The organism is Pseudomonas sp. NFR09, from assembly GCF_900111535.1.
GTDB lineage: Bacteria > Pseudomonadota > Gammaproteobacteria > Pseudomonadales > Pseudomonadaceae > Aquipseudomonas > Aquipseudomonas extremorientalis.
This window is the reverse complement of sequence record NZ_FOIH01000003.1, coordinates 55,531-75,157: the sequence shown is the minus strand read 5'-3', so window position 1 is coordinate 75,157 and position 19,627 is coordinate 55,531. Positions and strand designations below refer to the sequence as shown.

16 protein-coding genes are annotated in these 19,627 nt (G+C 60.3%); 9 read left to right on the top strand and 7 right to left on the bottom strand.

The features are described from left to right. Positions 1-39: 39 nt before the first annotated feature. On the bottom strand, positions 40-1,056 hold the full coding sequence (locus BMX59_RS07830) for an AraC family transcriptional regulator (protein ID WP_092250144.1): 1,017 nt from the start codon (positions 1,054-1,056) through the stop codon (positions 40-42). Between the two features lie 167 nt (positions 1,057-1,223). On the opposite strand from BMX59_RS07830, the gene efeU reads away from it, so the two are divergent. Genes efeU through efeO (BMX59_RS07810) form a run of 4 tightly spaced genes read left to right on the top strand, consistent with a single transcriptional unit; the run spans position 1,224 to position 5,448 of the window. Continuing rightward, a complete protein-coding gene (gene efeU, locus BMX59_RS07825; protein ID WP_093120946.1) occupies positions 1,224-2,069 on the top strand; it encodes an iron uptake transporter permease EfeU in 846 nt (281 codons plus the stop codon). A 10-nt stretch (positions 2,070-2,079) separates the two neighbouring features. Beyond that, complete coding sequence (gene efeO, locus BMX59_RS07820) at positions 2,080-3,282, top strand: iron uptake system protein EfeO (RefSeq protein WP_092250150.1); 1,203 nt, start codon at positions 2,080-2,082, stop codon at positions 3,280-3,282. Positions 3,283-3,296: 14 nt separating this feature from the next. After that, positions 3,297-4,601 (top strand): iron uptake transporter deferrochelatase/peroxidase subunit, encoded by a 1,305-nt coding sequence (gene efeB / locus BMX59_RS07815; RefSeq protein WP_093121255.1) that lies wholly within the window; start codon positions 3,297-3,299, stop codon positions 4,599-4,601. 28 nt (positions 4,602-4,629) lie between these two features. Beyond that, positions 4,630-5,448, top strand: a complete 819-nt coding sequence (efeO, locus tag BMX59_RS07810) for an iron uptake system protein EfeO (RefSeq protein WP_092250153.1) — start codon at positions 4,630-4,632, stop codon at positions 5,446-5,448. A 51-nt stretch (positions 5,449-5,499) separates the two neighbouring features. Here the strand turns inward: efeO (BMX59_RS07810) and BMX59_RS07805 are convergent, their stop codons facing one another. Continuing rightward, complete coding sequence (locus BMX59_RS07805) at positions 5,500-8,508, bottom strand: hypothetical protein (RefSeq protein ID WP_093120945.1); 3,009 nt, start codon at positions 8,506-8,508, stop codon at positions 5,500-5,502. A 312-nt stretch (positions 8,509-8,820) separates the two neighbouring features. After that, a complete protein-coding gene (pssA, locus tag BMX59_RS07800; RefSeq protein ID WP_093120944.1) occupies positions 8,821-10,164 on the bottom strand; it encodes a CDP-diacylglycerol--serine O-phosphatidyltransferase in 1,344 nt (447 codons plus the stop codon). A 125-nt stretch (positions 10,165-10,289) separates the two neighbouring features. Here pssA and BMX59_RS07795 point away from each other — a divergent pair, with 125 nt between their 5' ends. Next, the gene (locus BMX59_RS07795; protein ID WP_093120943.1) at positions 10,290-10,853 is read left to right on the top strand and encodes a TetR/AcrR family transcriptional regulator; all 564 of its coding nucleotides are present in this window, start codon (positions 10,290-10,292) and stop codon (positions 10,851-10,853) included. Between the two features lie 53 nt (positions 10,854-10,906). After that, positions 10,907-11,386 (top strand): nuclear transport factor 2 family protein, encoded by a 480-nt coding sequence (locus BMX59_RS07790; RefSeq protein ID WP_093120942.1) that lies wholly within the window; start codon positions 10,907-10,909, stop codon positions 11,384-11,386. 71 nt (positions 11,387-11,457) lie between these two features. Here BMX59_RS07790 and BMX59_RS07785 read toward each other — a convergent pair whose 3' ends face one another. Both BMX59_RS07785 and BMX59_RS07780 read right to left on the bottom strand, forming a co-directional pair. After that, a complete protein-coding gene (locus tag BMX59_RS07785; protein ID WP_093120941.1) occupies positions 11,458-12,615 on the bottom strand; it encodes a PQQ-dependent sugar dehydrogenase in 1,158 nt (385 codons plus the stop codon). Positions 12,616-12,627: 12 nt separating this feature from the next. Further along, positions 12,628-12,942: a hypothetical protein gene (locus tag BMX59_RS07780; protein WP_092250165.1), complete on the bottom strand. Its 315-nt coding sequence runs from the start codon at positions 12,940-12,942 to the stop codon at positions 12,628-12,630. Between the two features lie 185 nt (positions 12,943-13,127). On the opposite strand from BMX59_RS07780, the gene BMX59_RS07775 reads away from it, so the two are divergent. Continuing rightward, complete coding sequence (locus BMX59_RS07775) at positions 13,128-13,961, top strand: non-homologous end joining protein Ku (RefSeq protein ID WP_092250168.1); 834 nt, start codon at positions 13,128-13,130, stop codon at positions 13,959-13,961. Positions 13,962-13,964: 3 nt separating this feature from the next. Beyond that, entirely contained in the window at positions 13,965-16,430 is a 2,466-nt protein-coding gene (gene ligD, locus BMX59_RS07770; protein WP_093120940.1) for a DNA ligase D, read from the top strand. A 16-nt stretch (positions 16,431-16,446) separates the two neighbouring features. Here ligD and lpxO read toward each other — a convergent pair whose 3' ends face one another. Together lpxO and BMX59_RS07760 are read right to left on the bottom strand one after the other, a co-directional pair. Next, the gene (gene lpxO, locus BMX59_RS07765) at positions 16,447-17,346 is read right to left on the bottom strand and encodes a lipid A hydroxylase LpxO (protein WP_092250175.1); all 900 of its coding nucleotides are present in this window, start codon (positions 17,344-17,346) and stop codon (positions 16,447-16,449) included. Between the two features lie 258 nt (positions 17,347-17,604). Next, the gene (locus BMX59_RS07760) at positions 17,605-18,948 is read right to left on the bottom strand and encodes an LPS O-antigen chain length determinant protein WzzB (RefSeq protein ID WP_071488432.1); all 1,344 of its coding nucleotides are present in this window, start codon (positions 18,946-18,948) and stop codon (positions 17,605-17,607) included. Positions 18,949-19,231: 283 nt separating this feature from the next. Between BMX59_RS07760 and BMX59_RS07755 the strand changes: the two genes are divergently transcribed. After that, positions 19,232-19,621, top strand: coding sequence for a TIGR03067 domain-containing protein (locus BMX59_RS07755; protein ID WP_071488433.1), 390 nt, complete (start codon positions 19,232-19,234; stop codon positions 19,619-19,621). Positions 19,622-19,627 lie beyond the last annotated feature (6 nt).

Sequence of the window (19,627 nt, the reverse complement as noted above, 5' to 3'; positions counted from 1 at the left end):
CCTATCGGATAAGTCGCAGTGCGTTGTGGTACTCAGCCCTCAGCCAGCACCGTCCAAAATCAGACTACGATAGTGCCCCGGGTTGGAACCGGCCCACTTGCGAAAGGCTTTGTAGAATGAGCTGGTATCAGCAAATCCGAGCCGTGCGGCAATCTCGGCAAAACTGATCTGCGGCTCCGCCAACCACACAATCGCCAACTCCTTGCGCACACTGTCCTTGAGCCCCTGGTAGGTCTGCCCTTCTTCCGCCAGGCGCCGGCGCAGGGTCGAGGCGGAAATGCACAGGCTGGCGGCGAGGCCTTCGGTTTCCGGCCAGGTGTCGGGGGGCATCTGGCGCAAATCGTGCTTGATACGGGTGGCGAGGCTGGCGGGGTCGCGGTATTTGACCAGGATGTTGGCGGGCGCGTGGGCGAGGAAACGCTTGAGTTCCTCTGAGCTGCGCTTGATCGGCAGGTCCAGGCAGTCGGCGGAGAAGATCATGCGCGTGCGGGGTCGGTCGAAACGCAGGTTGTCGGAGAACATCACCTGGTAGTCATCACAGAAATCCGGTTTTGAGCAACGCAGCTCAATCGCCAGGATCGGGATCCGCCGCCCGGCCAGCCAACAGGCCACACCGTGCACGATCATCCAATAGGTAAAGTAAGTGAAGGCCCGATTGGGTTCGGACTCGGGCTCCAGTAATACGATCTCCGCCAGGCTTTGTTGGCGCACCAACTCGGCAGGCAGGCGCTCCAGCATCAGCGACAGAAACCCCAGTCCGGTTTCCAGCCCGGTGGCGACGGTAGGTTGCGCCATCGCAGCGCGGCAGAGGAACGCCAGGCTGCCGGACTTGAGCTTGCGCGGGTCCATGCCGAAGAACTCATCATCCATGCGTCGCGCCAGCAGGCGCCACAGACGTGCGTAGGTGGTGGCCGAGACCCGCGCGTTGGGCTCGGCCAGCAGTGCCGGGTCAATCCCGGCTTTATGCAGCACTTCGGCACTGGCCGCGCCGGGCGCGCAGCTTTGCAGCAAGGCCTCACGCACCAGGTGGAGGGAGATGGTGTCTTTTTCCGACATGGGGAAACGGGCATCCGGCGGCGCAAATAATGACGTGCATCATAAGGTGGGTTGCGATTCGCCACCACCGTTCAGCCCATGTTCAGCAAACGTCAAGAATTGTTGTTTAGCAATGAGTATCATTATGTTACAACTTAGCCTCCTATCTAGTTGTGGCGCGGTGCCGAATGCTCGTTCCTTTTCTCATCATGCTGCGCGAAGGCATTGAAGCCGCACTGATCGTCGGCATTATCGCCAGTTACCTGCAACAGACCGGCCGTGGTCAGTGGATGCCTGCGGTGTGGATCGGCGTGTTTCTCGCCGCTGCGTTAGCCCTGCTGGTCGGCGGCGGCCTGGAATTGGTCAGCGCCGAGTTTCCGCAAAAGCAACAGGAACTGTTCGAAGGCATCGTCGGCCTGGTCGCCGTGGGCATCCTCAGTTCCATGGTGTTCTGGATGCGTAAAGTGGCGCGTTCCATCAAGCACTCCCTGCACGAATCTCTCGATCACGCGTTGGCCGGCTCCGAACACCAGGTCACTGCGCTGATCCTGATGGTGTTTTTCGCCGTGGCCCGTGAGGGTCTGGAAACCGTGTTCTTCCTGCTGGCGGTGTTCCAGCAGAGTGAAGGCCCTGGCGCACCGATTGGCGCCCTGCTCGGCCTGATCCTGGCGATCATCGTCGGTTTCCTGATCTACACCGGCAGCATGCGCCTGAACCTCGGTGCATTTTTCCGCTGGACCGGCTTGTTCATCCTGGTGGTGGCGGCCGGCATCCTCGCCAATTCGGTACAGGCCCTGCACGAAGCAGGCGTGTGGAACCACCTGCAAACCGTGCTCTTCGACTTCAGCACCGCCCTGCCCATGGACAGCCCGCTGGGCTCGGTCCTGGCCGGCATGTTCGGCTATCAGGAAGCCCCCACCGTCAGCACCCTCGGCGCCTACCTGATTTACCTGGTGGTGGCGCTGGTGATGTTCTTCCTGCCCGCCGCGCCCCCCAAGCCGGCCGTCACACCCTCCTCCGTTTCCAGCCAGTAAGGACCGTCTCTTGTCCAACCCAACCCCTCAACCGGCTTCGCCACCTCGCGCCCTGCGCTGGGCCGTGGCGGGCTCGGTGGTCGTGATGATCGCCGCCGGCGGCCTGTTCTATTACGCCTCGCAACTGGCAGCCAGCAAACGACAGACCAACCACAATGAAATCGCCGTGACCATTCACGGCCACGCTTGCGAGCCGAATGAATTGACGGTCCCCGCCGGCCACGCCAGCTTCCGCATCATCAACCGCTCCGATCGTGCGGTGGAATGGGAGATCCTGGACGGCGTGCTGGTGGTCGAAGAACGGGAAAACATCGCTCCCGGCCTGAGCCAGGTGATCAACGCCAACCTGTTGCCCGGTGACTACGCGATCACCTGCGGCCTGCTGAGCAATCCGCGTGGCACCTTGCACGTAACACCGACCGCCGAGTCCGACGCCCAGGCCAAGGCCAAACCGTCGATGGTGGCGTTCATTGGCCCATTGTCGGAATTCCGCGTGTACTTGAGCGGCCAAGGCAGCGCACTGGTCAAGGCGGTAACCGCGTTGCAACAGGCCATCGACCGTGGCGACCTGGCCCAGGCCCAAGCACTCTACCTACCGGCTCGGGAGGCTTACCAGCGCCTGGCTCCGGCATCGCAACGCCTCGCGCAACTGGACAACGCGATCAACGCTCGTGCCGACTATTTTGAAAAACGCGAACAGGACCCGGCCTTCAGCGGCTTCCACCGCCTGGAATACAGCCTGTTCCAGCAACGCAGCCTTGACGGCCTGGCGCCGGTTGCCCAGCGCCTGCTGACCGACGTCAGCGCCCTCAAACAACAACTGCTGGCCCAGTCCCTGCCACCGGAGCAACTGGTCAGCATCGTGGTGCGCAACCTCAACAGCCTTGCCGATGTACGCGCCATCAGCGGTGAAGAAGAACGCTACAGCCATGTCGACCTGAATGGTTTCGCCGCCAACCTGGAAGCCGCCCACAAGGTGGTGGAGCTGATGCGCCCGCTGCTGACCAAGTCCGCCGCCGACCTGTTGCCTGAAATCGACAGCGCCCTCGCCGCCTTCGATGGCGAACTGCAAGGCTTCAAGGTCGACAAGGGCTACGCCACCTACGACACCGTAACCGCCGATCAGCGCAAGCAGATCGCCGACAAGGCCAAGGCTCTGGCCGTTGCACTCGATGGAATCGACCCCGCCCTTGGCCTTTCCGGCCTGCAGTGAAGACGACCGCACACATGAGTGATTCAGAACACACCAACCTTCAGCGTCGCCGTGTCCTGCTGGGCATGGCCGCCACCGGTGCCGCGATTGCCGGCAGCGCCCTGACCGGCCCGGCCATGGCCGCTGCGACGGAGCAAGTCACCACCGCACCGCGCAGTGACAAGACCCAGGACCACCACGACTTCTTCGGCAAACACCAGAGCGGTATCGTCACCCCACGCCCGGCCTGCGGCATGATCGTGGCGTTCGACGTGCTGGCCAGCGACCGTGACGACCTGGAGCGCCTGTTCCGTACCCTGAGCGAACGCATCGCCTTCCTGATGACCGGCGGCACCGTGCCGCAAGTCGATCCGAAACTGCCGCCCACCGACTCCGGCATCCTCGGCCCGGTAGTCACGCCGGATAACCTGACCATCACCGTTTCTGTCGGCGAGTCACTGTTCGATGAGCGCTTCGGGCTCGCCAAAGCCAAACCCAAGCGCCTGACTCGCATGGTCGGTTTCCCCAACGATGCGCTCGAGCCGGCGCAGTGCCATGGCGACCTGAGCCTGCAGTTCAGCTCCAACACCCCGGACACCAATATCCACGCCCTGCGCGACATCGTGAAAAACCTGCCCGACCTGCTGCTGGTGCGCTGGAAACAGGAAGGCAGCGTACCGCCCCAGGCGCCTGCCAAGCCCGGCGAGCCGGCCCAGAGCGCGCGTAACTTCCTCGGTTTTCGTGACGGTTCGGCCAACCCGAACTCCAACGACGACAAGGCGATGAACCAGATTGTGTGGGTACAGCCCGGCAGCGACGAACCGGCATGGGCGGCCAACGGCAGCTATCAGGCCGTGCGCATCATCCGCAACTTCGTCGAGCGCTGGGACCGCACCCCATTGCAGGAGCAGGAAAGCATCATCGGCCGGGTAAAGCCCACCGGTGCGCCGATGGATGGCCACAACGAAACCCAGGTGCCCGACTACAGCAAGGACCCGGAAGGCAAACTGACCAAGCTCGACGCACACATCCGCCTGGCCAACCCGCGCACGCCGCAGACCCAGGCCAACCTGATCCTGCGTCGGCCGTTCAACTACTCCAACGGCGTCAACAAGAACGGTCAGCTGGACATGGGGCTGTTGTTCATCTGCTACCAGGCTGACCTGGAGAAAGGCTTTATCAGCGTGCAAACCCGGCTCAACGGCGAACCCCTGGAGGAATACCTCAAGCCGGTCGGCGGCGGGTACTTCTTCACCTTGCCAGGCGTCACCGGGGCCCAGGATTTCCTCGGGCGCACGCTGCTCGCTGCAACGCACCCTCAAACCACTGCCAATACCTGAAAAACACACTCAGAGCGGATACCGTCCCATGAAAAAGTCGACTATTGCGTTGTCGTTGTTATTGACCCTTTCGCCGCTGGCAGCCTTCGCTGCCGCCGCACCGCTGGACCTGGTAGGGCCGGTGTCGGACTACAAGATCTACGTCACCGAGGAAATCGGTGAGCTGGTCACCCAGACCCAGGCGTTCACCGACGCCATCAACCAGGGCGACCTGGCCACCGCCAAGAAGCTCTATGCGCCGACCCGCGTGCACTATGAGTCCATCGAGCCGATCGCCGAGCTGTTCAGCGACCTCGATGCGTCCATCGACTCCCGCGTCGACGACCACGAAAAAGGCGTGACCGCCGAAGACTTCACCGGCTTCCACCGTATCGAATACGCGCTGTTCTCGCAGAACACCACCAAGGGCCTGGAAGCGCTGACCGCCAAGCTCAACAACGACGTCAACGACCTCAAGACCCGCGTCGACGGCCTGACCTTCCCACCCGAGAAAGTCGTAGGCGGCGCCGCAGCGCTGCTGGAAGAAGTCGCCGCCACCAAGATCTCCGGCGAAGAAGACCGCTACAGCCACACCGACCTGTATGACTTCCAGGGCAACATCGACGGAGCGAAGAAAATCGTCGACCTGTTCCGTGGCCAGATCGAGAAGCAAGACAAGGCCTTCCTGGCCAAAGTCGACAAGAACTTCGCCAGCGTGGACAAGATCCTGGCCAAGTACAAGACCAAGGACGGCGGCTTCGAGACCTATGACAAGGTCAAGGAAAACGACCGCAAGGCCCTGGTCGGCCCGGTCAATACCCTGGCGGAAGACCTGTCCACGTTGCGTGGCAAGTTGGGTTTGAACTGACCCAGGGGCCCGGCGACCGCTCAGCCATCAGCGGCGCAGCGGTCGCCATGCTCAAGCAGCTTGCGATCCGGGCGGTTTGGTAGGGTCTACCTGGCCCATACCGACCAGAAAATAACAGCGCATTTTTTCGTCTACCGTCATCAGGTGAGGCATTGCCTTGCTCAAGCCCGCACTGACAGCGCCCCGGCTGGACAACTTGGACAGGCCTTTGGACGCGGCACTGACCAGGCGCGGATAACCATCCACCGGATTGAAGACCGCGTTCAAGAACAGTGCTGTCTGCTTGGAAAAATCAAATGCGGCGTCGCTGAAGCGCACCTTGGGTTCATTCCAGGACCAGGCAACCTTTGGGGTGCTCGGGGCGACGCGAGCGCTGAATCTGCCGATGGACGGCCGGCTGGTGTTTTTTGCCAGGGTCTTGAGCGAACGGATCAGCGACCGTGCCTGGCCTCCCGCACCGATCATCAAACCTGCGCCGTCCAACGCCAGACTTTGCAGGCCTTTGCCAAAATTACCATCGCGAAAGTCCTGATAGGCACCGACGAAGGGAACCAGCGATAGCAGCAAGTTGAGATCCCGCGCATGGGCCTCGCGGCTTTTTTCCACGGGTAACTGGCCCTTTGCCCGTGCAAGCATGTCCTCGGCACTTTCGTAGAAATTGCGTTCGGTGATTTCAACGGCAATGTCCTCGATACGGTCTGACTGATAGGTATCAGGAACAAACGTTTCCCTGGTCACGTTTTCGGGGAGTGGGCGCGGCCCCCTGGTAACACCGACTTTATCGAGAATGACGTCGGAAGAACTGACGCCTTCGCGTGCCGGTGCACCGCTGGCATACGCATCGAAATCCAGGCCGACGTCATGACCGCGACGGATGTATTTGTCTGCAAGCAATTTGTACTTTGCCAGGTAGCTTCTGTCCGAGGCCACCTTATCCAGGGCATTCGTTACCTCAAGGCTGTCGTGCTTGACGATGTTTGCGCTGTAGAGCACTTCGTAATAGGTGACAGTATTGTCGTGAACTACACGCATCAATATCCCCTGCCGCGCGGTCACCGCCGCTCGGTCCTGGTCCGACTCCCACACCTGCTGCTTGCCAGTGGCCTTGCGCAACGTGAACAGTTCCACACTGCCCAGTTCGATGCGCTGGCGATCGACCAACGGCAACCCCGCGAACATCAGTTTGAGCTTGGTGACGAAGCCCATCTTTTGATCGTTGTGGTGACGGGTGACGGCGCTTTCCAGTAGGGGGTCCAAGGCGGGAAGCCGCTCGATGATTTCGTTGAGCTTTTGTCGAGCCGCTGCCGAATTCGTAGAGGACTCATCAATATGCCGATAGGGGGTATTCGAAAGTTTGCCAGCGTTGGACATATCGGTGGTCAAGACCCATCTGTCCTTGGTCAGATCGCCGCTCATGTACGCCTCGATCAGCGAGCGCGTACGCGGTTCGGAGCGCCTCAGGTTGCGGCGTTCGTCGGAGTCGGGGAGATGAACCTTCATCGCCTCCAATTGGCTGAGGCTGGTCTGAGGCACGGCCTTGAGCAACTCTTGGGTCGCCATCTGCCTGCGCGACGGCAAGGCGGTGCTCAAACGGTTGAACGAACGAGCCGAGAGTGTCCGTTGCCGCGAGAACACACTCGACGTTTTCTTGAGATCCTCCTGAGTATGCCGGCCTTGAGGCTTGTCCGGTATGACACCATTGAGCACTCCCCAGTCAAGCAATATGCCAAGGGCTTGCTCCTGCATGAGGGTGCGTTGACCATCGGACGTAGGCTCCAGGCCCGTCAGTGCGCAGACCTGCTCCTCATCCATCATCCGGGAGGTGCCTGGCAACATGCGTTCAGCCATCGCACAGCCAAGTCGCAATTCCGTCCACGCCGATGTGCCGATCTTGATGCCCTCGGGTAAGTCCCGGACCAGAAACTCGGGGGCTTTCCTCGCCAGCGCCACATGGGCCACCAGGAACGCAAGGCTTGGGTCCATTGCCTTGTTGTCACACAAATACTGCTCCAGAGCCCGGCGGACTTCACCCAGGGTGCGTCCCGCATTGCTGGGGCTGTAAAGCGCGTAACCGCCTATCGAACCCGCAGGCCCTTGCAAAACCGCAACAAGGATGTTGCCAAACGCTACAGCGTCCGGGCCCTGGCTCAACCTCCCAAGGTGAGCGTCGGGATCGGCACTCAGTGTTGCCGGGGTGTACATCGCGAGCGTAGCCAGCGGTTTGTAGTCCGGATCGCCCGGTTGTAGCGGGACCAACCCAGAATAATCACCCAAGGGCGGGGCCGGTGGCAGGACTGTGCGCAACCACCGAATGACGTTGCGGGTCGCCGCAGCCGTACGAGGTACGCCCAACCCCTTATGCTCAAGCAATTGGGCAACATCGTAGCTGGAGTGGGGCCCCATACCCTTGGCAGAGGCCGGCGATGGCTGGATCTTCAGTGTTGACCAATCGGTAGCACGGCTATCCGCCAGTGGCTGCACCTGCTCTTCAAGCAAATTCGCCAGGAAAGCGCGCTCATCCAGGTCACTGATCACGCCGCGCACATCGTCGAGCGCGGCCAAAAACCGAGGAGCTACCGTCAAGCCATGCGCCGCCACCTGGCCTTTGAGTGCCCGCTTCTGTTCAGTGGATTCACCGGGATCCAGGCCGTAGGCGTTCAGCACGACGTGCAGGGGCATACGAGGCTCATCAAGACTGACGCAAGGCAAGCCCTTATCGTCGGGGTCAAGCACATTGCGCATCGCCCGTAGATGCCGGCTCGCCTCCCCCCAGCCACTGTCGTCAGTACTGCTGAACGCTACGGGAGTGCGTATGCCCCCCGCCGCGGTGAAACCCTCTACGCGATCCTTGCGCAGTGTCAGGGTGTCCATTGCCAGGCCTTTGAGCGAGAACCAGGACTGAGAAGACGGTTGATCAAGCAACTGGCGGTAGAGGGCCAAGGCCGCACCGAGACTGCTGTCATCAGGGATTGCCACACTATTCTGGCCGCTGTCGAGGGCCTGTGCCAGACGCTCAGCCAAGGTGGAGTCTCCGACAGTGCCGGTGGCGCTGGGCGACATGGGTAGTGTCCAGGTGGGCGCCGCAATTGCGGGCGTACCGGGGCGTTCAGGGACAGTTTCGCAGGGGTTGGATGGGACAAGGGAAATTGAAGGTTGGGACATGGGCGCCAGGTCAGGCGCCGGAGTGGCTGGCGCGCAGATGACCGAACCGCTTTGGGCAAGAATAGATGGCATGTTGCTATCCTCTTTATGGCAAATCCATTGAGGGAAAAGCCGTGCCTCCTTGAACGGTTGGAAGGCACTGTAAGAGGGGAAAAGGCAGCCGTTCTATAAGCCGACGCCTAAAACCAGCGATGGAATCGGGAAGAGACTCTAGAGAATCCGATACAACAACCGCTCGATTCGTACCCGGCTGACCCGGCGCAGGAACTTGCCGACCGCCTCCGGGTAGTCCGGCAACGCCTGCAAGTCCTGGTAACGCTCGATTCGCGTGGTGTGCTGGAAAATCTGCGCCAACTCGGTACGTCTCGGCTCCAGCCACTCGCTCTTGGGATCATCGATCAGCAAGGCGTTTTCCAGGTCGAGGCGAAACGCGCGCGGATTGAGGTTGTTGCCGGTGAGCAAGGTGTAGCGCTGGTCGACCCACATGCCCTTGAGGTGATAGGTGTTGTCGTCGTGGTGCCACAGGTGCAGGTTCAACTGGCCGTGGTCGATGTCGCGCTGATGGCGCTTGGCGAAACGGCGCAGGCTGATCTCGTACAGGTACGGCAGCGCGGCGATCACCTTGAACGGCTCGCTGGGTGGGATGTAGAAGTCGTTGGCGGTCTTGTCGCCGACGATGATATCGATCTTCACGCCACGCGCCAGGGCGCGGTTGATTTCGCGGGTCACTGGCAGCGGCAGGTTGAAGTATGGCGTGCAGATGGTCAGTTGATGCTGGGCACTGGCGATCAGCTCCAGGATCACTCGGCTCAACGGATTGTTCTTGCCCACGCCCAACAGCGGGCTGACCGACAGATGGCCGTTGGGCAATTGCCCGGCGGTGGTGTCGTATGTCGCATGCTTGAGACGGCTGCGCAGGTCGCCAATGTCGTTGCGCAGGCTGCGGGTAGTGGGCGGGTTGGGCAAGTCCAGGCGATGCACCGCCTTGGACGCCACCAGGCCGTGCTCCACCAGGTGCTGCATGGAGTCTGCGAGCGGTTGGCTGTGGATCAGGTGGTAGCGGTCGTAGCGGTATTTGTCGAACTTGTGCAGGTACACGTTGTTCAGGCTCGCGCCGCTGTAGAGCACCGTGTCGTCGATCACAAAGCCCTTGAGGTGCAGCACGCCGAACAGCTCGCGGGTTTGCACCGGCACGCCATACACCGGCACTTCACTGCTGCGGCTCTGGGTCATGGCCTGGTACCAGGCACTGTTGCCCGGCTGCTTGCCGGCGCCGATCAAGCCACGCTGGGCGCGCAACCAATCGACCACCACCACGATATCCAACTCCGGACGCGCTGCCTTGGCGGCGTGCAGGGCGTCGTAGATCTCCTGCCCTGCCTCGTCCTGCTGCAAATACAGCGCGACGATGTAGATACGCCGTGTGGCCTGGGAGATTTTCTCCAGCAGGCAGCGACGATAGGCAGCAGCGCCGGACAGCACGTCAATCGCATCAGGAGTCAGGGGGAAACCGCGCAGTTTGGGCAACAGGGAGCGTTTGAAGAACGACGGCATAAGGCTCGCAATGGGTCGAATCCGAAGAGGCCCCGAGCTTACACCATGGGTGGGCCCAGGTCTTGCTGTGACGCATGGAAAAAATTTAATTGACCAAGAAGAACGATCGTTCTACTGTTCACGACATGAACGATATGACCAGTAATGAAACCCGCGACATCATCCTCGACGTCACCGAGAAGTTGATCTATCGCCATGGCATCGCCGCCACCGGCATGGACTTCCTGGTGAAAACCGCTGGTGTCTCGCGAAAAAGCATTTACCGCTACTTCGCCAATAAAGACGATTTGGTGATTGCCGCCCTGCAGCGTCGCGACGAGCGCTGGATGCAGTGGCTGCGCACAGAGGTGGAGTGTAGCGAAGGCACCGGCCAACGCCTGCTGGCGGTGTTCGATGCACTTAAAACCTGGTTTGGCTCCGCCGATTTCCGCGGCTGCGCCTTCATCAACACCAGCGGCGAAACCGGCGACCCGCAGGATCCGGTACGCCAGTTGGCCAAGGCCCACAAACAGAAACTGTTCGAGTACCTGCTCGAACTGTGTCAAGCACATGGCACCCCCGACCCTGAGCGGCAGGCCGCGCACCTGCTGATCCTGATCGATGGCGCCATTACCGTTGCCCTGGTGATGGGCGATTCAACAGCTGCCGATAATGCGCAATGCATGGCGCAAACCTTGTTGGGACTTTGATCGCACAACGGCGCAACTTTCAACACACCCTGATTGTTTGAGGAACTGCCCCCATGTCATCGACTGCAGAAACACGTCCGCCCCTGCCGCCATTTACCCGCGCATCGGCCATCGAAAAAGTGCGTTTGGCCGAAGACGGCTGGAACTCCCGCGACCCCCACCGGGTGTCCCTGGCCTACACCCTCGACACGCAGTGGCGTAACCGCGCCGAGTTCGCCCATAACCGCGAAGAAGCAAAAGGCTTCCTGACCCGTAAATGGGCCAAGGAGCTGGATTATCGGCTGATCAAGGAGCTGTGGGCGTTTACCGATAACCGCATCGCCGTGCGTTATGCCTATGAGTGGCACGACGATTCGGGCAACTGGTTCCGTTCCTATGGTAACGAGAACTGGGAATTCGACGAGAACGGCCTGATGGCCAATCGGTTTGCCTGCATCAACGACATGCCGATCAAGGACAGCGAGCGCAAGTTCCACTGGCCGCTGGGACGGCGCCCGGATGATCACCCGGGGCTGTCTGACCTGGGTCTGTAAACCGTGGCGGCGATGGCGTTGCTGAAATCGCCATCGCCGCCAGGCCGGGCTCCTACAGGTTGTTGTCGGCTTCAGTCCTGATTGAGGCCGACTCGGTATAGCACGCCATCATCCTCATCTGTCAGCACATACAAAAAGCCATCCGGCCCCTGCCGTACATCGCGAACCCGCGCTTTCAAAGCGCCCAGCAAACGCTCCTCGTGAATCACCTTGTCACCGTCGAACTGCAAGCGGATCAGTTCCTGGCTGGCCAGCGCGCCGATGAACACATTGTGCTGCCAAGGCTTGAAGCGGTCTGCATCGTAGAATGCCATGCCGCTGATACCCGGTGATTTTTCCCAGACATGATGGGGCGGCACGGTGCCTTCTGCGGTCTTGCCTTTGGCTTCGGGAATCGGTGCCAGCGAGTAATTGATGCCGTGGGTCGCCAACGGCCAGCCGTAATTCTTGCCGCGCTCGATGATATTGATCTCGTCACCCCCGCGTGGCCCATGTTCATTTTCCCAGATCGTGCCACTCCAGGGATTCAGCGCCAGGCCCTGGGGGTTGCGCTGGCCGTAGGACCAGATCTCCGGGCGCACGCCTGGCTGGCCGACGAAGGGGTTGTCATCCGGCACGCGGCCGTCGGGGTAGATGCGCACCACCTTGCCCTGCAGTTTGTCGAGGTCCTGGGCGGTCGGGCGGTCGTTGTTTTCGCCCAGGGTCACAAACAAATAACCGTCGCGGTCGAAGGCCAGGCGTGAACCGAAGTGATTGCCGGTGGACAGCTTCGGTTCCTGGCGCAGGATCACTTTGAAGTCGGTCAGGCCACTGAGGTCAGCCGCCAGACGTCCACGCCCTACCGCAGTACCGGCTGTTCCGCCCTTGCCGCCCCCTTCGGCGTAGGAAAGGTAGACCATGCGGTCCTGCTTGAAGTCCGGCGACAGCACCACGTCCAGCAAGCCGCCCTGCCCCTTCGCCCACACTTCAGGCACGCCCGTCAGTGGCGCGGACAATTTACCGTCCGGGCTGACAAAACGCAGGTGGCCAGGCCGCTCGGTGACCAGGAAGCCTTGCTTGTCCGGTAGAAAAGCCACGGCCCAGGGATGGTCCAGGCCTTTGGCGATCGGTGTGACGGTGATGCTGCCTTGCTCGCTGGGGAACTGCTGGGCATCGGCTGCGAAACTGGCCGTCAACGGCAGTAGAGAGGTTGCGCACAGCGCGGCTAGCAGGGTTTTGCGTAGAAACATAAGACGGAATCCTTACCGGCGATTGCCGTTGGCATCATAAGTGGGGGCTTTGGTTTCGGTGGCCGGACGGCTGGGCGCAGCGTCGCGCTTGGGATAGCTGTTGCCAATGCCGCCGTTTTCCAGGGTCGGTGTGCGCGTGGTCGGCCCGGTCTGAATCCCGCGAATCGCCGGCGCGTTGGGCTGGGTGCCCTGCATGCTGTTGGGATTGGCCCGGTGGATCGGGCCGTTGTTGGCGTTGTTGCTGCCGGGCAGGTTTTGCGCCTGGGCCACGGGGATCAGGGCCAGACCCAACAGCAGCGCTGCAACGTGACGCATACAAGTGTTCATTGACAAAGCCTCTCGGGAGTGAGGAGTACGTGCTTTCGATAACACGCTACGCCTTGGGTTCGGCTTTCGACACTAAATAGTTTCTCATCAGGTGTAACACGATCTGTCCGCGCATCTGCCAAGGGAAACTTTTCATATCGGCACCGAGTCACCAGAACACCCCCTCTACTCAAGGAGTCGCACCGATGCCACGAGCTATCTGGAAAGGCGCCATCAGCTTTGGCCTGGTGCACATCCCCGTGTCGCTGGTCTCGGCCACGTCATCGCAGGGCGTTGACTTCGACTGGCTGGACAAGCGCAGCATGGACCCGGTGGGCTACAAGCGCATCAACAAGACCACCGGCAAGGAAGTCACCAAAGACAACATCGTCAAGGGTGTGGCCTTCGAGAAAGGCCGCTACGTGGTACTCAGCGAAGAGGAAATCCGCTCGGCCCACCCCAAGTCGACCCAGACCATCGAGATCATCGCGTTTGTCGCCAGTGACCAGATCCCGTTGCAGAACATCGACACGCCCTACTTCCTGGCGCCGGACAAGCGCGGTGGCAAGGTTTACGCGCTGCTTCGGGAAACGCTGAGGAAGACCAAAAAAGTCGCGCTGGCCAACGTGGTCCTGCACACCAAGCAGCACCTGGCGGCACTCATGCCGCTGGAGTCGGCGCTGGTATTGGTGATGCTGCGCTGGCCCGCCGAAGTGCGCAGCCTGGACGAACTGGAACTGGGCAGCGACGTGACCAAACCCAGCCTGGCCAAGGGTGAACTGGACATGGCCAAGCGCCTGGTCGACGACATGAGCGCCGACTGGCAGCCCGATGAATATCGCGACAGCTTCCAGGAAAAGATCATGGCGCTGGTGGCCAAGAAGGCCAAGGCCGGCAAGATCGAGGATGTGGAAACCAGCCAGGACAGTGAAGAGCGCAAGTCCGCCGATGTGATCGACCTGACGGAGTTACTCAAGCGCAGCCTGGCCGGCAAACCCGCCAAGAAGCCCGCCGCGAAGAAAACCACCAAGGCGTCATAAGCCATGCCAAAGCCCCTCAGCGAATACAACCGCAAGCGCGACTTCGGCGTCACCGGCGAACCGGCGGGCAGTGCGCCCGCAGGAACACGCAACGCTTCGGCGCTGTCTTTCGTGATCCAGAAACATGACGCGCGCAACCTGCACTATGACTTCCGCCTGGAACTGGATGGCGTACTGCTCAGTTGGGCAGTGCCCAAAGGGCCCAGCCTGGACCCGACGCAGAAGCGCCTGGCCGTGCATGTCGAAGATCACCCTCTCAGCTACGGCAGTTTCGAAGGCAGTATCCCGGCGGGCCAATACGGCGCCGGGGACGTCATCGTGTGGGACCGCGGTGTGTGGCAACCCCATGACGACCCGCGCAAGGCCTACGCCGCCGGCAAGCTCAAGTTCACCCTGGTCGGCGAAAAGCTGTCCGGCGATTGGACACTCGTCCGCACGCGCCTGAAAGGCAGCGGCGATAAGGAACAATGGCTGCTGATCAAGGAAAAAGACGCGCAGGCACGACCTGCCCAAGACTACGATATTGTCCAGGCCCAGCCCGACAGCGTGCTCAGCGACGCCTCGCTGAGTAAGCCAAAACCACGCGCAAAAGCCCGAAAAACCAGCGTCGCCCTCCCCGAGCACTTCACCCCGCAATTGGCCACCCTGGTGGATCGCGCCCCCGAGGGCGATTGGCAGTACGAAATCAAGTTCGACGGTTACCGCATGCTTGCGCGCATCCGCGACGGCGAGGTGCGGCTGTTCACGCGCAACGGCCACGACTGGACCGACCGCCTGCCGCGCCAGGCCAAGGCCTTGCAAGCCCTCAAGCTCAAGGACAGTTGGCTCGATGGCGAGGTGGTCAGCCTCAACGGCGATGGCCTTCCGGACTTCCAGGCGCTGCAGAACGCCTTTGATATCGGACGCAGCCTGGACATTGTCTACTACCTGTTCGATGCGCCGTTCCTGGATGGCCAGGATCAGCGCCAGGCCCCCGTCGAAGATCGCCGTGCAGCGCTGAAGACTGCGTTGTCCGGCAGCAGAAGCAAGCTATTACGCTTCTCCGAAGCCTTTACTGCCCATCATCGGGACATCTTTGAAAGCGCCTGTGACCTGGTCCTCGAGGGTGTCATCGGCAAGCGCCTGGGCAGCCCGTACGTGTCCAGTCGCAACACCGATTGGGTCAAGCTCAAATGCCGCCTGCGCCAGGAATTCGTGATCGTCGGCTACACCCGTCCGCAGGGTTCGCGCAGCGGTTTCGGTGCACTGCTGCTGGCAGTGAATGACACCTCGGGATTGGTGTACGCCGGACGCGTGGGCACCGGGTTTGATCAAGCGTCACTGAAGGCGATCCATGCGCAACTCAGGCCATTGGAGCGTAAGTCATCGCCGCTTGAAAAAGCCCTGACCAGCGCCCAGGCCCGTGACGTGCACTGGGTGGAACCGACACTGGTCGGCGAAGTGCAGTTTGCCGAATGGACCCGTGAGGGGGTGATCCGCCAGGCGGCGTTTGTCGCGATGCGCACCGACAAACCGGCCGCACAGGTCATTCATGAGCAACCGCGCACGGTCAAATCCATGAAACCTGCGAAAAAAACCACTGACACCGTGAAAATCAGCCACCCGGACCGCGTAATCGATAAGCAGAGCGGCATGCAGAAGGAGCAACTGGCGCAGTTCTACAACAGCATCAGCGAGTGGATCCTGCCTTTTCTGCGTCACCGTCCCGTGTCACTGCTGAGGGCACCCGAAGGCATCGACGGCGAACAGTTCTTCCAGAAACATTCGGAGCGCCTGGCCATTCCCAACATCAAGCAGTTGGAACAGGCACTCGATCCCGGCCATGCGCGCCTGATGGAAGTCGACAGTGCCAAGGCGTTGCTCGGGGCGGTGCAAATGGGCACCGTGGAGTTTCATACCTGGGGCGCCACTGTCGACAAGATCGAAACCCCGGACCTGTTTGTACTCGACCTCGACCCCGACCCCGCGCTGCCGTGGAAAAGCATGCTGGAAGCGGCGCAACTCACCCTCTCGGTCCTGGACGAATTGGGCTTGCAAGCCTTCGTCAAAACCAGTGGCGGCAAAGGCCTGCACCTGGTCGTGCCGCTGGCGCGCCGAGATGACTGGGACACTGTCAAGGCATTCGCCAAAGCGATTGCCCAATTCATGACCGAGCAACTGCCCGAACGCTTCACCGCGACGTCAGGGCCAAAAAACCGGGTGGGCAAGATCTTCATCGACTACCTGCGCAACGCAAGGGGCGCCAGTACCGTGGCCGCTTATTCGGTAAGGGCGCGGCCAGGTTTGCCGGTGTCGGTACCGGTCAGTCGCGAGGAATTGAAGGGATTGCGCGGGGCCCAACAATGGACCGTCGCCAATCTGCAGCAGCGCTTGGACGGCTTGAAGAACGATCCCTGGGACGGCTATACCAATCGACAGAAGATCAGCAAAAAGATGTGGGACAAACTGGACGCCCATCCACCGGAGTGAATGGCGCCCGAAGCACTCAGATCAGCAGGAAAATGGCGGCCAACCCTGCAAAGATCGCCCATTTTTCCAGGTAATAACGCGTACGGTTGCGCTTTTTCAGCTCTTTGCCGCGCAAGCGAATCTTGTACAGCCGGGTGAAGGCGCGGTTGAGCCCGCCCGTCTTGTCACCGGCATCGTTGGGCGAGCCCGCAGCCGCCATTACGTTGCGGCTGAACCAGCGATTGAACGCAGCGGCCCAACGGTATTTCATCGGGCGCTCGATATCGCAGAACAGAATGATGCGGTTCTGCTGCGTGGTGTTTTCCGCGTAGTGGATGTAGGTCTCGTCAAACATTACCGGCTCGCCATCACGCCAGTAGTAGTTCTCACCGTCCACGTTGATGTAGCAGCCCGGGTCGTTCGGCGTGTCCAGGCCCAGGTGATAGCGATACGAGCCGGCATACGGGTCGCGATGGCGCACCAGCCTGGACCCCGGCGGCAGTTCGGCGAACATCGCGGCCTTGATCGAACCGATGCCCTGCACCAGCTCGGTGGTACGCGGGCACAGCTTCATCGCCGACGGGTGGCTGTCGCCATACCATTTCAGATAGAAGCGCTTCCAGCCGGACTTGAAGAACGAATTGAAACCTACGTCGTTGTACTGTTCCGAGCGCTTGATTTCGCCGGCGCGCAGCAGGTTCTGGCCTTCCTCGCGAATCTCCTGCCAATGCTCCTGGAGCGGGCTCAGGTCCGGGAAATCGCTGGGCGACAGATAAGGTCGGCTGGGCAGCCTGGAAAAGAGGTAGAGAAAGCAGTTGATCGGCGCGAGGAAGGTCGAATGATCACTGAGTTGGCGCCCCAGCTTGTGCCGCACCCGCCCACGCAGGTGTACATACGCAATCGAGGCAACGTAGAGAATAACAATGATGAGTTTCAAGGGATTTCGTCACAAGTCAGAAGAGAACAGGCTGCTCCTGCGTGCCCACAACGGACGAGGATGGATAGCAGCACCTGAAATCACAATTCACACAATCGGCACGACCGGCTGAGTGACCACCCGGCGCGTGGCCCTTTGCAGTTATTTAGCCACAGGTTGTAACCAAAAGTTAACTAAGAATTGTGAAAAGCTGTCTTCTGACGGATGTTGCGAAGGCGCACAACCACTGGGCATGAACCGCCGTTGTGCGCGATGCTGTTACAGCAAAGGTTCATCGTCCTTGCGCTCTCGGCGGGAAAAACGCCCCTCTTCCAGCGGCGAGTAAGGTGCCGGTTGTCCACGATTCTGCACAACGTAGCGGATCAACGCGATGACCAGCCCCAGCACCAGCCCTGCAGTCAGGCTCAAGGCAACCACCAGCGCTTTCTTCGGCTTTATCGGCGCCAGCGGCTCCTGGGCGCGACGATCAATGGTCACCAGTTTGAGGTTGCTCATATCGATGTTCAAGTTGCGCAACCGCGCGACTTCGGCACGCAGCGGTTCGACATCCTGCAGGAAAATGTCCTCATTGTCGCGCCTGCGCAGTACCTCGACCTTACGGTTCACCTCTAACATTTGCAATTCTTTGCCGATCTCGGCGACGCGGGCGTTGGTGAAATCGTCGCTGGTGCGTCGCTGGAGTGCGTCGCGCTCCGCTTCAAGCGCATTGGAGCCCATGAAATACAGCGGGATTTTCTGGTTGTTGACTTCAGTACGCATGACCTGCCCGCTCCCACCGCGTGATGCATCCGCCATTGCCGACGGCGTCGTCGGGGTTTTGATTCCCAGGGACTTGGCAATGGCGATGGCCTCGGTCAGTTCTGCCAGCCGATCACTGCGCTCCATCTTCATCTGCAGACGCAGCGCACTGAGCTCATCTTGCAACTGGGCACGCTTGAGCCGGTCGCTTTCCAGCAGTGAGGCGATCTTCGACTCTTTCTCGTTCTCATAATTGGCGCGAGCGGCATCAATCTTGCCCTTGAGCTCGTTCAAGCGGTTATTGACGATCACCTTGAGGTCCGCGCCCACTTGCTCGCGCTCGGCGCCAATAGCGTAATCGACAAACCCGTTGAGAATCGCCACACCATCGACATCGGCGGGGTACTGCAACTCCAGGCGGATGTAACTGCTCAACGAGTCAGCCTTTTTGGGGTCAGGCAGAATGAGGTTGACCGCGTTGCGATTGAAGTCTTCGAAAGACTGCTCCAGGCTTTGGCCTGGTTTCTGAAATGCCTTGAACAATTGCTGGTGCGACTTGAAAAATTCCAGCCGTGTTTCGTAAGAGTCCAATTGCGACCCCACCTTTGACAGCGCATCGGCGGGCGGTAGCTTATAAACCTCGGAACGGTTCAACGCGTCCAGCTCATTCAGCGCGGCAGGACGCAATACACTACTGACCTCATAAGTCCGGGGCGCCAAAAGCGCGTAACCGCCCCCCAAAACCCCCGCAATGATCGCACACCCAAGGACCAGTCTTTTTTGCCGCCAGATCGAATGAAAGAGGTCGTACAGGTCAATTTCATCTGAAGAAGGAGTCACATGAAGCGGGACGTTTCGATTCAAAATTAGCTCACCTAAAAAAATGACATTAAACGGCCATCACCGCAAATGTTTGGAAAGCCCGTTGAAGGGCCAGGGGCAACGCCCTGCGACACCGATGTACAAGTCTTCGGAGCAATCTGACAACTCAGGGTAATGAAAAATCCCAACCCATTAAACTATGTTCGCCGCGCGTTGCGTAAATATTCCTACAGACATCAACGACTGGAAATATGCTTGTCATAAGAATAGACAACTTCAGTTGAATAATTGCCTTGAAACCGAAATAAACCCGAAAGGACTCTCTATGCCGATTACTCGCGATCCGGATTACCAACTGCTCCAAGGCGTCTGGGAGCAAATCGCCCTTGAAGACAACGGCGTGCCAAACCCCGTTGACGATGCCCATAGCGCGCCCGGTGCACTGACCACCATCAGCGGTGACCAATTTGAAGTGCTTACGGTCAATGGTGAAGTGCTCCTGGCTGGCCAGTTTTTCCTCGACAGCCGCACACTTCCTAAAAGCATCACTTGGATCGATTCCATCGGCGAAGATGCCGGCAAGCGATTGCCCGCAAGCTATCGCCTGGAAGGGGATGAATTCGTTTTTATCGCTGCAGATGAAGGCATGCCCAGGCCAATCATATTCAATACCGGCCCAGGTCAAACCATGCGTACTTTCGTGCGTCGCGCCTGACCAGCG

Coding starts and splice junctions, on each gene's coding strand:
- BMX59_RS07830 (WP_092250144.1), bottom strand. CDS start 1,056: ATGTCGGAAAAAGACACCATCTCCCTCCACCTGGTGCGTGAGGCCTTG.
- efeU (WP_093120946.1), top strand. CDS start 1,224: ATGCTCGTTCCTTTTCTCATCATGCTGCGCGAAGGCATTGAAGCCGCA.
- efeB (WP_093121255.1), top strand. CDS start 3,297: ATGAGTGATTCAGAACACACCAACCTTCAGCGTCGCCGTGTCCTGCTG.
- efeO (WP_092250153.1), top strand. CDS start 4,630: ATGAAAAAGTCGACTATTGCGTTGTCGTTGTTATTGACCCTTTCGCCG.
- BMX59_RS07805 (WP_093120945.1), bottom strand. CDS start 8,508: ATGTCGCCCAGCGCCACCGGCACTGTCGGAGACTCCACCTTGGCTGAG.
- pssA (WP_093120944.1), bottom strand. CDS start 10,164: ATGCCGTCGTTCTTCAAACGCTCCCTGTTGCCCAAACTGCGCGGTTTC.
- BMX59_RS07795 (WP_093120943.1), top strand. CDS start 10,290: ATGAACGATATGACCAGTAATGAAACCCGCGACATCATCCTCGACGTC.
- BMX59_RS07790 (WP_093120942.1), top strand. CDS start 10,907: ATGTCATCGACTGCAGAAACACGTCCGCCCCTGCCGCCATTTACCCGC.
- BMX59_RS07785 (WP_093120941.1), bottom strand. CDS start 12,615: ATGTTTCTACGCAAAACCCTGCTAGCCGCGCTGTGCGCAACCTCTCTA.
- BMX59_RS07780 (WP_092250165.1), bottom strand. CDS start 12,942: ATGAACACTTGTATGCGTCACGTTGCAGCGCTGCTGTTGGGTCTGGCC.
- BMX59_RS07775 (WP_092250168.1), top strand. CDS start 13,128: ATGCCACGAGCTATCTGGAAAGGCGCCATCAGCTTTGGCCTGGTGCAC.
- ligD (WP_093120940.1), top strand. CDS start 13,965: ATGCCAAAGCCCCTCAGCGAATACAACCGCAAGCGCGACTTCGGCGTC.
- BMX59_RS07755 (WP_071488433.1), top strand. CDS start 19,232: ATGCCGATTACTCGCGATCCGGATTACCAACTGCTCCAAGGCGTCTGG.